This window comes from Amycolatopsis echigonensis, assembly GCF_002846615.1.
In the GTDB taxonomy this organism is placed as follows: domain Bacteria; phylum Actinomycetota; class Actinomycetes; order Mycobacteriales; family Pseudonocardiaceae; genus Amycolatopsis; species Amycolatopsis echigonensis.
On sequence record NZ_PJMY01000003.1, the window covers coordinates 6,254,306 to 6,268,004 of the forward strand.

At 71.6% G+C, this 13,699-nt stretch carries 5 protein-coding genes; all 5 read left to right on the forward strand.

Annotated features, from left to right (window positions below; genetic code table 11):
* Positions 1-41: 41 nt before the first annotated feature.
* The 5 genes from ATK30_RS34755 to ATK30_RS34775 are packed head-to-tail and all read left to right on the forward strand — an operon-like array spanning position 42 to position 13,677.
* The gene (locus tag ATK30_RS34755; RefSeq protein ID WP_101439008.1) at positions 42-1,040 is read left to right on the forward strand and encodes an ABC transporter substrate-binding protein; all 999 of its coding nucleotides are present in this window, start codon (positions 42-44) and stop codon (positions 1,038-1,040) included.
* A complete protein-coding gene (locus ATK30_RS34760) occupies positions 1,037-2,020 on the forward strand; it encodes a FecCD family ABC transporter permease (protein WP_101439009.1) in 984 nt (327 codons plus the stop codon). Before ATK30_RS34755 ends, ATK30_RS34760 begins: the two co-directional genes overlap by 4 nt.
* Positions 2,017-3,039, forward strand: coding sequence for a FecCD family ABC transporter permease (locus tag ATK30_RS34765; RefSeq protein WP_101439010.1), 1,023 nt, complete (start codon positions 2,017-2,019; stop codon positions 3,037-3,039). Before ATK30_RS34760 ends, ATK30_RS34765 begins: the two co-directional genes overlap by 4 nt.
* On the forward strand, positions 3,036-3,812 hold the full coding sequence (locus ATK30_RS34770; RefSeq protein WP_101439011.1) for an ABC transporter ATP-binding protein: 777 nt from the start codon (positions 3,036-3,038) through the stop codon (positions 3,810-3,812). Before ATK30_RS34765 ends, ATK30_RS34770 begins: the two co-directional genes overlap by 4 nt.
* A gap of 16 nt (positions 3,813-3,828) precedes the next feature.
* Entirely contained in the window at positions 3,829-13,677 is a 9,849-nt protein-coding gene (locus ATK30_RS34775) for a non-ribosomal peptide synthetase (protein WP_101439012.1), read from the forward strand.
* Positions 13,678-13,699: the final 22 nt, after the last annotated feature.

The window sequence follows — 13,699 nt, forward strand, 5'->3', positions numbered from 1 at the left end:
ACTCACGACCCCCCGATCCGCACTACCTGAGGACCCCTCGCATGACCGTCACCAGAACCACCCGTCTCGCCGCCGCTGCCCTCGCGGTCGCCCTCACCGTCGTCGCCGGCTGCGGTTCTGGCGACGCGCAGAGCGGCGCGAGCGACGGCCCGACCCGCGTGTTCGCCGCCGACAACGGCCAGATCAAGATCCCGGTCAAGCCCAAGCGCGTGATCGCGACCGGCTACGCCGTCCCCGCGCTGCTCGAAGCGAAAGCGCCGCTGGTCGGGATCTCGACGTGGAAGCGCGGTCTGCCGATGATGACGACCGAGGACCGCACGAAGTACGACGAACTGCCGAAGGTCGCGGGCGAGCAGGCCGCCGAGACGAACTACGAAGCGATTGCGCAGGCCGATCCGGACCTGATCGTGATCGGCGTGCCGAAGCCGGTGCTCGCGGACATCGACGTCAAGCGGCTGCAGGAGATCGCGCCGGTCGTGGCGATCGGGCCCTCGGTGCCGTCGGCGTGGCGGGAGCTTTCGCGCAAGCAGTCCGACGCGGCGGGCGCGCTGGCCGGGTTCGACGCCGCGCGCCAGGAGTACGAGGCGAAGGCGAAGCAGCTCGCGGACAAGTACAAAGCCGTTCTGCCGCAGCTGAAACTGGGCCACGTCGGTGCGTACGGCGAGGTCGCGAAGGGCAACTTCCAGCGCGAGTTCAAGGATTCCTGGGGCACCAACGTCGCACAGGACATCGGCGCGAACTACTTCGGCCAGGTGAAGGTCAAGGGCGGCGGCTCGAAGGACGTCAGCGAGTACCCGTCGATCGAGGAGCTGCCGACCGCGTTCGCGCAGGCGGACGCGATCACCTACTCGGTGAAGCCGGACGGTTCGGTGCCGCCCGCGGTGAAGTACGTGCTCGATTCGCCGCTGTGGAAGGAACTTCCCGCGGTGAAGGCGGGCAAGACGTTCGCCTTCCGCTACACCGAAGCGGCCACCTACCGGGCGGCGATGAAGACGCTGGACGCGGTGGACCAGGCGTTCGCGCCGCTGCTGAAGAAGTGACCGCGCGCAGCCGGACCGCGCTGCTGGCCGCCGCCGTCGTCCTGCTGGCGGCGGTGGCCGTGGTCAGCGTGGGTGTCGGCGCGCACGGCATCGCGCCGGCGGAGGTGCTCCGGGCCATTTTCGGAAACGGCGATCCGGCCGATCAGGCGGTGGTGCGCGATGTCCGGGCGCCGCGTGCGCTGCTGGCGGTCGGCGTTGGCGCTGCGCTGGCGGTGGCCGGGGTGCTCGTCCAGGTGTTGTCGCGCAACCCGCTGGCCGAACCCGGCGTGCTCGGCGTGACGGCCGGGGCCGGGTTCGCCATCACGATCGGTTCCGCGCTGGGCATCGCCGTTTCCGCGTCCGGGGAGCTGCTGTTCGCGGTGCTCGGCGCGGTGCTGGCGACCCTGCTGGTCTACGCGGTCGGCCGGCGGTCGCCGTTGCGGATGGTGCTGACCGGCACCGCGCTGACGTTCGTGCTGAGCGGCGTTTCGCTTGGGCTGCGGCTGTTGCTGCCGGACACCTTCGACCGGTACCGGTTCTGGGCGGTCGGTTCGCTGGCCGGACGGGAACAGGCCCCGCTGACGGTTCCGCTGGTCGTGATCGCGGTGAGCGTGGTCGCGGCGTTTCTGTTGAGCCGTCAGCTGAACGCGCTCGCGCTGGGCGACACCGTCGCGCACACTCTCGGCGCACGTGTGGCCCGGATTCGCGCGGGGACGCTGGTGCTGATCACCTTGCTGGCCGGAGCCGCGACCGCGGTGGCCGGGCCGATCCTGTTCGTCGGATTGATCGTGCCGCATCTCGCGCGGCGCGCGGCGGGGGCGTCGGTGCCGTGGCTGACGGCGTTCGCGGTGGTGCTGGGCCCGATTCTGCTGCTGGTGTCGGACATCGGCTCGCGCGTGCTCCTGCCGACTGGCGAGGTGCCGGTCGCGATCGTGACGGCGTTCGTCGGCGGCCCGGTGCTGATCTGGGCGGTCCGCAAGTACGGGACGGCTGCGCTGTGACCGCGTTCGTGTTCCGCCGAGGGCGGGTTTCGCTGCGGGTCGAGCGCCGTACGGCCGTTCTCGTCGCCGTGCTCGGCGTCGTTCTCGCCGGTCTCGCGCTGCTGGGGCTGTGCTACGGCGCGGCGTGGGCGAGTCCGGCGCGGGTGTTCGCCGCGCTCGGCGGGGCGGGCGGCGGACCGGGCGTGGTGATTCGCGAATGGCGGCTGCCGCGCGTGGCGGCCGGGCTCGTGTTCGGTGCCGCGCTCGGACTGGCCGGCGCGATTTTCCAGAACGTCACGCGGAATCCGCTCGGCAGCCCGGACGTGATCGGTCTCGACTCCGGCGCCTACACCGGCGCGCTGGTCGCGATGACGGTGCTGTCCGGCTCGCCCACGCAGCTGACCTTCGCGTCCGTGGTCGGTGGGCTGGTCACCGCGGCTGCGGTCTATCTGCTGTCGATGGGCGGCAGCCGGTCCGGGTTGCGGCTGATCGTCATCGGGATCGCGATCAACGCGATGCTGACCGCGTTGAACTCCTGGATCGTGCTGCGGGCCGACCTGGAAGTGGCGATCGCCGCGGTCGGCTGGAGCGCCGGTTCGCTCAACGGCATCGGCTGGAGCGACGTCGCGGTGCCGTTCGGAGTGCTGGCCGTGCTGTTCGCGGTGCTGCTGACCCGGGCGCCCGCGCTGCACCAGTCGGCGCTCGGCACGGAACTCGCGGTGACAACCGGGGTCCGGCACGAATCCCTGCGGCTGCAGCTGATCGTCCTCGGCGTCGGCTGCACGGCGACGGTCACCGCGGTGGCCGGGCCGATCGCGTTCGTCGCGCTCGCCGCCCCGCAGATCGGCCGCAGGCTCGCCCGCGCGCCCGGCATTCCGCTGCTGCCCGCCGCGCTGACCGGCGCGGCGTTGCTCGCCGGGGCCGACCTCGTCGCGCAGATGCTGCTCGCCCCGGTGTCGCTGCCGGTCGGCGTGATCAGCACGGCGATCGGCGGCTGCTACCTGATCTGGCTGCTCACCAAGGAGGTGCGGCGGAAGTGACCGCCCGCTTGACCGCGCGGGACCTCACCCTGCGCTACGGCGACCGCATCGTGTCGACGCGGTTGCGGCTCGACGTGCCCGACCGCGCGTTCACCGCGGTGGTCGGCCCGAACGCGTGCGGCAAATCGACATTGCTGCGCGCGTTCGTCCGGCTGCTGCGTCCGGCCGAGGGCGGCGTGACCTTCGACGGCCGCGAGGTCGGAGCGTATCCGGCCAAGGCGCTGGCGCGCGAACTCGGCTTCCTGCCGCAGGATCCGTCCGCGCCGGAGGGCGTCCGCGTCCGGCAGCTGGTCGCGCGCGGGCGATTCCCGCATCAGTCGCTGCTGTCGTCGTGGTCCGAGGAGGACGAGAGCGCGGTCGTCAGCGCGATGACCGCGGCCGGGGTCGCCGGGCTGGCCGACCGTCCGGTGCAGGAGCTGTCCGGCGGACAGCGGCAGCGCGTGTGGATCGCGGTCGTGCTCGCGCAGCGCACGCCGTACCTGCTGCTCGACGAGCCGACGTCGTTCCTCGACATCGCGCACCAGTACCAGGTGCTGGAGCTGCTGAAGCGGCTGCGCGACGAGGGCCGCACCGTGATCGCGGTGCTGCACGACATCAACCAGGCCTGCCGTTACGCCGACCACGTCGTCGCCATGCGCGACGGGCGGGTCGTGGCGCAGGGCGTGCCCGGCGACGTCGTGGACGCCGCGCTGATCAAGGAAGTCTTCGACCTGCCGAGCGTCGTGGTGCCCGATCCGGTCACCGGGACGCCGATGGTCGTGCCGTCGCTCTGACCTTGGGAGTCACCAGTTGAGCACCGCACTTGCCACGCTTGAGCTGACCAGCGCCCAGCTGGGCATCTGGAACGCGCAGCGGCTGGAACCGGATTCGCCGTACTACCTGGTCGGCGATGTAGTCGAGATTTCCGGCGGCGATCCGGTCGACGTCGCGGCGCTGGCTGAGGCGATCCGGGCCACCACCGAAGAGGCCGAAAGCCTGCGGCTGCGGGTGCTCGACACTCCGGACGGGCCGCGGCAAGCGGTGTCCGCCGAGCCGGTGCCGTTGCCGGAAGTCGTTGACCTGCAAGGGGAACCGGACCCGCGCGCGGCGGCGCACGCCAGGGTCGCGGCGGAGCGGCAGCGAGTGGCCGAGGCGTGCCGCGGGATGCTGGACCGGGCGTTGTTCTCGCACCTCATCCTCCGGCTTTCCGATACCGAAGTGTGGTTCACGCAGCTCGGCCACCACCTGGTGTTCGACGGGTACACCGCGGCGATGCTCGCCCGGCGCACCGCTGCCCGGTACACCGCGGCGGTGCGGGGCGAAGACGTGCCGCCCTCGACCTTCGGGCGGTTCGCCGACCTCGTCGAAGCCGACCGCGCGTACCGGATGAGCGAACGTTTCGCGCAGGACCGCGAGTATTGGTGCGACCGGTTCACCCCGATGCCGGAGCTGGCCGAGGACGCGAGCGCGGCCGGGCCTCCGGAAGCGACGTTCACCGCGCGCGCCGAACTCACCGCGGACGAGGTCGCCGCGCTTGGCGAACTGGGAAAGCGCGCGGGGACGACCTGGGGCGATGCTCTGATCGCGTGCTACGCGGCGTTCCTGCACCGGGTGCTCGGGACGTCGGACGTCGTGTTCGCGGTGCCGTTGATGTGCCGGGCGGGGGTGGCGTTGCGTACTCCGGCGATGGCGGTCAACGTGCTGCCGTTGCGGGTTCGCGTGCAGCCGGGCGACCGGCCGGAAGAGCTGACCGCGCGGGTCGCGCAGGCACTGCGGGAAATGCGCGCGCATCAGCGGTACCGGGGAGAGAACCTGCCGCAGGACTTGGCGGTGCCCGGCGCGGGCGCGTTGCTGCACGGCCGCGGGATCAACCTGAAGGCGTTCGACCTGGAGCTGGCGTTCGGCGAGGCGCGCGGGACGATGCGGAACGTCGCGGGCGGGCCGCCGGAAGACATGGGGCTCAGCGTGCTGCCGACCGCTGGCGGCGGGCTGTTGCTCGGGTTCGAGGTCGATGCGCGGTCGCAGGACCAGGCGGGCGTCGATGCGCAGCTCACCGCGTTGAAGGCGTTGATCTCCGCGTTCACCGGGGCGGATGCGCCGGTGGTCGGCGGTGCGGATCTGGTGCCGGACGTCGCTGCTTTGCTCGCCGAATGGTCGACCCCCGCGGTGTCCTCGGCGGGCGAAGGACTCCTTGCGGGACTCGGTGGTCAGACCGCGCTGGTGTGCGGCGCTGAGCGGCTCACCGGCGACGAGGTGCGGGACCGGGTGCACCGGCTGGCGCGGGCGTTGCGGGCGCGGGGCGTCGGCGCGGACGACGTGGTGGCGCTGGCATTGCCCCGCTCGGTCGATCTGGTGGTGGCGCTGCTGGCGGTTCTCGACGCGGGCGCGGCGTTCCTGCCGCTGGACCTCGCCCATCCGGCGGAACGGCTGCGTTCGCTGGCCGCCGAGGTGAGCCCGAAGCTCGCCGTGACGGATTCGGACCTGCTGCCGGACGTACCGCAGCTCCGGTTGGACGACCCGGCGGTACGGGAGGAGATCGCCGCGCATTCTGCCGCTGAGTTGTCCGATGTGGACCGTCATCCGGAACATCTCGCGTACGTCATCTTCACCTCGGGCTCCACCGGACAGCCCAAGGGCGTGCTGGTCCGGTCCGGCGGGCTGGAGACGTTGCTGCGGAACCACCGCGCGACCACGGTCGCCGAGAGCGCGCAGGGGCGGCGGCTCCGCGTGGCCCACACGTACTCGTTCGCCTTCGACTCGGCGATCGAGCAGCTGCTGTGGATGCTGTGCGGGCACGAATTGCACGTCTACGACACAGAAACCGCGCGCGACGTCGATGCGCTGCACGCCGCTTTCGTGCGGGACCGGATCGACGTCATCGACACGACGCCGTCGATGGCGGCGCCGTTGCTGGACGCGGGGTCGCTCGATCCGGCGTTGCTGGTGCTCGGTGGCGAGGCGACGCCTCCCGCGCTGTGGCAGCGGATCGCTTCGTCCGGTGTCCGGGCACGCAACATTTACGGCCCGACCGAGACCACTGTGGACGGTGCGAGCGCGCCGATCACCGGTGACGAACCGGTGATCGGGTTCGCGGTTCCCGGGACTCGGGCGTACGTGCTCGATGCCGCGCTGCGACCGGTGCCGCCGGGCAGTCGCGGAGAGTTGTATCTCGCTGGGCCGCATCTGGCTCGCGGGTACCTCGGCCGCCCGGGCGGGACAGCGGAGCGGTTCGTCGCCGATCCGTTCGGACCGCCGGGGGAGCGGATGTACCGGACCGGCGACGTCGTTCGCTGGGTGCCCGGGCGTGGGCTGGAATACCTCGGCCGACGCGACGGCCAGGTCAAGATTCGCGGCCACCGCGTGGAATTGGGGGAGGTCGAAGCTGTGCTCGGCGCGGTTCCCGGCGTCCGGGCCGCCGCGGCGGCGGTGCGCGGGCCGCGGTTGATTGGATATGTCGTCGGCGCCGGACTGGTGGCGGAAGACGTTCGGGCGACGCTCGCGCAGCGGTTGCCGGAGGCGATGGTCCCGGCAGCGGTCGTGGTGCTGGACGAACTTCCGGTGACCAGCAACGGAAAACTCGACCGTGCCGCCCTGCCCGCGCCCGTGGCCGCGGAGGGCGGACGGGAACCGCGGACCGAGCGGGAACGGTTGTTGTGCGCCGCGATCGCCGAGGTCATCGGCGTGGAGCGGGTCGCCGTCGACGACGATTTCTTCGCCCTCGGCGGCGACAGCATCACCGCGATCAGTGTGAGCAGCCGGTTGCGGGCGCACGGACTGGACCTCCGGCCGCGGGATTTGCTGGCGCGGCGCAGTTTCGCGGCCTTGGCGGCGGCGAGCCGGGATCTGTCCGAACCGGACAGTGCGCCGGATGAGCCGATCGGCGAGGTTCCGGCACCGCCGATCGTGCGGACGTTGTTCGATCTCAATCCGGATCTGGACGCGATTGCCGGCTATGCACAGTGGACAGTGCTCCGGGTGGACGGTCCGGTGCCCGGTTTGCTCGAAGGCGTCCAGACGATTCTCGACCATCACGACGTGTTGCGCCTTCGCGTCGAACCCCACGGATTGGTGATCCGGCCGCGTGGCGCGGTCGACGCGGCAACGGTGGTCAGCGAGGCGACGGGATCTCCGGTTGAAGCGGCGAAGCGGCTGGCGTCCGAATTGGACCCGCGCGCCGGAGCGATGCTGCGGGTCGCGCGGCTCGGGGACCAGCTGGTGATTGTCGTGCACCATCTGGCGATCGACGGGGTTTCGTGGCGCATCCTGCTGCCTGATCTTCAGACAGCCTGTGAGGGCGGGGTGCTCGAAACCGTGCGCAATTCCTGGCGACGGCACGCCTTGGTGCTCGCCGAGCAGGGCGCGAGTGGTGCGCGGCGCGGCGAGCTCGACTACTGGCGGTCGCCGCGAAAGAGCAAGCTCGACCCGACGCGCGACACCGTTGCCACCGCGCATCGTTCAGTCACCGTCGCCACCGAAGAGGAAAGCACGGCGATTCTCACGACCCTGCCGGCGGCTTATCGCGCAGGCGTGGACGAGGTGCTGCTCGCCGCGCTCGTGCTGACACTGCGCGGGGACGAAGACGCGCTGACCGTCACGATGGAGAGTCACGGCCGCGAAGGACTGGATTTCGCCCGAACCGTCGGCTGGTTCACCGCCGAGTACCCGGTCCACCTCGAACTGTCTGGTGTGGACACTCTCGATCGGCTGCTGCGCTCCGTCAAGGAAGCACGGCGCGCGGTACCGGACGGCGGGGTCGGGTTCGGCGTCCTCCGCTATCTCGATCCCGGTGTGGAGTTCACGCCGGACATGCCGGACGTCCTGCTCAACTACCTCGGCCGGTTCACCCCGCTGTCCGGCGGCTGGCAGCTGCCGGACGAGGATCCGTTCGCCGTGATCGAGCCGCCCGCGAAGGCGTTGGAGCAGGTCCTGGCATTGAATTGCTTTGTCCGCGAGGAAGGCGTGCCGCGGATCGCTGTCGAATGGACCGCCGCCAGCCGGGTTCTGCCGCCGGAGGAGGTCGAACGCCTGCAGGAAGCGTGGGCGGCGGCGCTGGCCGCGCTCGCCGCGCACGCGCGGGAGGCCGCCGGTGGGCTCACTCCGTCGGACCTTCCGCTGGTCACGCTCACTCAGGACGACATTGCCGTCCTCGAACAGCAGGGTCCGATCGCCGACGTCCTGCCCGCGACGCCGTTGCAGGCCGGGCTGTCGTTCCACACGCTGACCCGTGGCGGACCGGACGTCTACACCGTGCAGGCGGTGACCCGGCTGGAGGGCAAGCTTGCTCCCGCGCGGATGCGAGCCGCCGCCGAGGAGCTGCTGCGCCGGCACCCGGCGCTGCGCGTCCACCTGCACACGACAGCGGCGGGCGAGGTGGTGCAGGTCGTGCCCGCCGACGTGCACCTGGACTGGCGGCACGTCGAGCATCCGGAGAGCGCCGACGACGAGTGCGCCGCCGAGCTGGCCCGGCCGTTCGGCCCGGCGGCTCCGCCGCTGATCCGGTTCCTGCTGCTCACTCTCGGCCCGGCCGAACACCGGCTGGTGCTGACGATCCACCACGCGCTGCTCGACGGCTGGTCGATGCCGCTCGTCGGCCGCGCCCTGCTGGCCACCTACGCCGAGCTGGACGGCGGACCGGCCGCTCCGGTCGTGCCGCCGTTGGTCGAGTACCACCGGGTGCTGGCCGCCCGCGATCACGACGCGGCGGTCGAGGCCTGGCAGAAGGCATTGGCCGGGCTGGACGAAGGAACCCGGCTCGCCCCGGCGACCGCCGACTCCGCTGTGGACCGTCCGCAACGGATCTGGGTGGGACTCGGCGCGGAGTTCAGCGAACGGCTGCGCGGCTTCGCGCGGGAACGCGGCGTGACGTCGACGGCGGTGTTCCAGACCGCGTGGGGCGTCCTGCTGGCCCGGCTCACCGGACGCCAGGACGTGGTGTTCGGCTGCCCGGTGTCCGGCCGTCCGTCCGACGTTCCGGGCGTGGAAGCGATGATCGGCCAGCTCGGCACGACCATCCCGGTGCGCGTGGCGTTCGCCCCGTCCGACCCGGCGTCGGCGGTGCTGGCGCGCGTGCAGGACGAGAACGCGCGGCTCACCGAGCACCATCACCTCGGCCTGCCGGAGATCCAGCGCGCGGCGGGCGTCGGCGATCTGTTCGACACGATGCTGGTGATGGAGAACTTCCCGCTCTCCAGCCGCGAACGCGAACCGCTCGCTCCCGGGCTCGATCTCGCGGGCGTCGACATCACCGATGCGACGCATTACCCGCTGACCGTGATCGTGCTGCCCGGCGACGAGATCTCGATCGGCCTCGGCTACCAGCCGCAGGCCTTCGACGAATCGACCGTGCGGGCGTACGGTCGCTGGCTGACGACGCTGCTGCACGAGATCGTGGCCGACCCACAACAACCGGTGGCTCGCCTGCGTTCTCTTGGTACCGAAGAGGAAGCAGCTCTGCTGCGGCAAGGAACCGGGCCAGAGCCACGGCGGGTTGCCGGTACTTGCCTGGAGGAATTCGCCCGCTGGGTGCGGCAAACGCCGGACGTTGAAGCCGTCGTGTGCCGGGACCGCCGCCTGACCTACGCGGAGCTGGACCGGAAGGCAAACCAGCTCGCGCACGCGTTGCGCGCGGCCGGGGTGCGGGAGCAGGACCCGGTCGCGGTGCTGCTGGAACGGGACATCGAGCTGGTGGTCGCGCTGTTCGGCGTGCTCAAGGCCGGTGCGGTGCACGTCCCGATGGACCCGGCCTACCCAGCGGAACGCTTGGCGCATCTGGTGAAGGACAGCGCGCCCGCCGCGGTAGTGTCCACTTCAGACCCTGGCTTCGGCCTTCCGGTGATCGACCCGGTTGTCCTGAATGGACCGTCTATTTGGGACGACGTGGTCCCGTCGCCGGACTCTCTCGCGTACGTGATCTACACGTCCGGCACCACCGGAAAGCCGAAGGGTGTCGCGATCACCCATCGCGGCATCCCGAGTCTGGTCGCGCTGCAGGAGGACGTCGTCGGGATCCGGCACGGCGAGCGGTACCTGCACTTCGCGTCCACGAGTTTCGACGTGTCGTACTGGCAGTTCTTCCTGCCGCTGCTGTCCGGCGGCACCTCGGTGATCGCGCCGGAGGAGGTCCGCGGGTCCGGCGACGACCTGCTCGCCTACGCCGCCGACCACCGCGTCACCGGGCTGAACCTGCTGCCCTCGTTCCTGGCCGCGATGCCGGACGACGCGACAGTGGACCCGGAAGTGTTCTTCGTGGTCGGCGCCGAACGGCTCGACCCGGAGCTGGCGCATCGCTGGGGCGACCGGCGCGCGCTCTTCAACGCCTACGGCCCGACCGAGGTCACGATCAACTCCGTCACCTGGGCGTACTCCGCCGACGACCCGGGTCCGCTGCCGATCGGCCGGCCGGACCCGCAGGTGCGGGCCCGCGTGCTCGACGCGGGGCTGCGACCGGTCGGGACCGGCGTCACCGGCGAGCTGTATCTCGCCGGGCCGAAGCTCGCGCGCGGGTACGTGAACCGGCCGGGGCAGACCGCGGAGCGGTTCGTGGCCGACCCGTTCGGCGCGCCCGGCGAGCGGATGTACCGCACCGGCGACCTGGTGCGCTGGCGGCCGGACGGGCAGCTGGTGTTCCTCGGCCGCGCCGACGACCAGGTGAAACTGCGCGGGTTCCGGATCGAACCGGGCGAGATCGAGTCGGCGCTGGCCCGGCATCCGGACGTGCGCGCCGCGGTCGTCCTGGTGCGCGAAGACCGGCCGGGGGACCGGCGGCTGGCCGGTTACGTCGTGCCGGTCGACGGTGCGGACCCGGATCCCGTTGCGCTGCGCGAGTATCTGGCCGCCGAGCTGCCTGCGCACATGGTGCCGTCGGCGGTGCTCGTGCTGGAGCGGCTGCCGCTCGGGCCCAGCGGCAAGCTCGACCGCGCGGCGCTGCCCGCGCCTGGGCCGCGCAACGTCGCCGCGGCTCGGCAATCGGCGACGGAAGCGGAAACGGTGCTGCTGCAAGTGGTTCGGGAGCTGCTCGGCCCGGACGTCACGATCGACGACGGATTCCTCGAGGCTGGCGGCGACAGCATCGCGTCGCTCCGGCTGGTCGCGCGTGCTCGGCGGGAGGGCCTGCACCTGACCGCGCGGGACGTTTTCGAAGGCGGCACGATCGCCGGGATCGCGGCCCGCTGCAGCGACCAGACCGCGGTGGTGGCACCGGACCTGACGCCCGCCGTCGGGGACGCGCCGCTGACGCCCGTCATGCGGGAGCTGCTGGAACGCGCAGGTTCGGACGCGGACGGGTTCTGTCAGTGGGTCGAGGTGTGCGTCCCGTCCGGCGGTGACGGGTCGAGGTGGCGGGCGGCGCTTGACGCGGTCCTCGAACGGCACGATGTGCTGCGCTCCCACCTGGAGGGCGACGTGCTGCGCGTTCCGGAGCCTGGTGCGGTGACCGGAGCGGACGTGCTGATGGTCGTCCCGGCGGGCGAGGACGCGGATCTGCGGGTGCTGCTGGACGACCAGATCACGGCTGTCCGGTCCGCCGTGGACCCGCGGACGGGGCCGATGCTGCGTGCGGTCTGGGTGGACGCCGGACCCGCGCGTCCGGGGCGGCTCGCGCTGGTCGCACACCATCTCGTCGTGGACGCGGTGTCGTGGCGGATCCTCCTCGACGACCTCGAGCAGGCTTATCTCGGCCGCAAGCTTCCGGCGCGCGGGCCGTCGTTCCTCGGCTGGGCACGCGCGTTGGTCGCGGCCAAGCCCGCACGGCAGGTGGAAAAGCCGCATTGGCACCGGATTGCCGCATCGGCCCGTCCAGTCAGCGGAACTGCGCGGCACCACGAGATCGAGGTGTCGGCAGAGATCACGCAGGCAGTGCTGACGACGTTGCCGGGCGCGTACCGGACCGGTCCGGACGCTGTGCTGCTCACCGCTTTCGCTCGCGCTTACCGTGCCTGGCGCGGCGCGGACCTGCTGGTCGCGTTGGAAAGCCACGGCCGTCCGGACCACACGCCGGACTTCGCCGGAACTGTCGATCTGTCCCGCACGGTCGGCTGGTTCACCGCGATGTACCCGGCGCGGATCACGCCGCCTTCCGACGAGACCGCTATTGCCGCCGTCCGCGATCAGCTCCGCGCCGCCGGCGACGGGCTCGGGTTCGGAATCCTCGGCGGGACGTCGACCGGAGCGGACGTAAGCTGGAACTATCTCGGCCGCTTCGAGGCGGCACCGCGGCAGGAGACGCCGTGGCAGCGGCCGCCGGACGCCGATCCGCTCGGCTCGGCCGGAGCACCGCTCGCCCACGCGCTGATGGTGAACGCGATGGTGCGCGACGACCGGCTGGCCGCGCGGTTCACCTGGCCGTCCTCGGAGTTCAGCGCGGACGAGGTCGCGGCGCTGGCAGCGGCGTTCCAGAAGGAACTCGCCGCGCTGGCCGCCGCGGTACCGGCTGGCGAACTGCTGCCGTTGACTCCGCTGCAGGAGCTGATCCTGCGCGAATCGCGCGCCGCGGACGAGGATCCGTACCCGGTGCAGGCGGCGTTTTCGCTGGCCGGAGCGCTGGATCTGGCCGCATTGGAGGCCGCGGCGAGCGCGTTGGTGCGGCGGCACCCGAACCTGGGCGCGGTCTTCCCTGCCGGGCACGAGGTGCAGGTGCTGCCGACGGATCCGCAGGTCGGCTTCCGGATCCGCGAGGTGTCCGGGGACGTCGAGCGGCTGCTCGCGGAAGACCTCACCGAGCCGTTCGACCTCGGTGCGGGGCCGTTGCTGCGGGTCACCGTGCTCCGGTACGGCCCTGACCGGCACGACTTGGTGCTCACCAGCCATCACTTGCTGTCGGACGGCTGGTCGGCGCCGCGGATCCTGGCCGAGTTGTTCGCCGGGTACTCCGGGGAATCGCTGCCGGAAGCGGTGCCGGTGTCGCGGTACACGCGCTGGCTCGCGGCGCGGGACCACGCGGTCAGCGGGCATGCGTGGCGGACGGAACTGGCTGATCTGCCGTCGCGGGACCTCCTGTGTGGACAACCAGCGGCCGCTGAGCCGGAACTGTTCACTGTGGACGCCCCGCTCGTCGCCGAGCTGACTCGAGCCGGTGCCCGACACGGGGTCACGGCGGGGACGTTGCTGCAGGGTGCGTGGGCGGCGGTGCTCGCGGCCCGGGCCGGGGTCGCCGACGTGGTGTTCGGGGCGATGGTTTCCGGCCGGACGTCCGAAGTGGACGGTGTCGAAGAGATCCTCGGATTGCTCGCCAACACGGTTCCGGTGCGGGTCCGGTTTGCCGGAACCGTGGCGGAGACGCTGCGGAAAACCCAGGCCCGGCACCAGGAACTGCTCCCGCACCAGCACGTCGGCCTCGCTGAACTAGCTGCCTTGACCGGGCAGGACCGGTTGTTCGACAGCCTGGTCGTGTTCGAGAACTACCCGGTGGACCCGGCGAAGCTCCGCGAACCGGCCCGTGGGCTGACGATCACCGGAACCAGGTTCCGCGAGCGCACGCACTATCCGATGACGGTCACGGTGGTGCCCGGCCTCGCGGGCGGCTGGTCCGGCGTGTTCGGTTATCAGGCCGGGATCCTGCCGCCCGCGAAGGCCCGATCGCTGGTCGCGGACCTGCTGCGGTTCCTCGGCGAGCTTCCGTCCCGGTTGGACGACGACGCGGGTGAGTTCGCGAGGCCGCGGTGAACCTGTGGCGGACCGCGTTCGT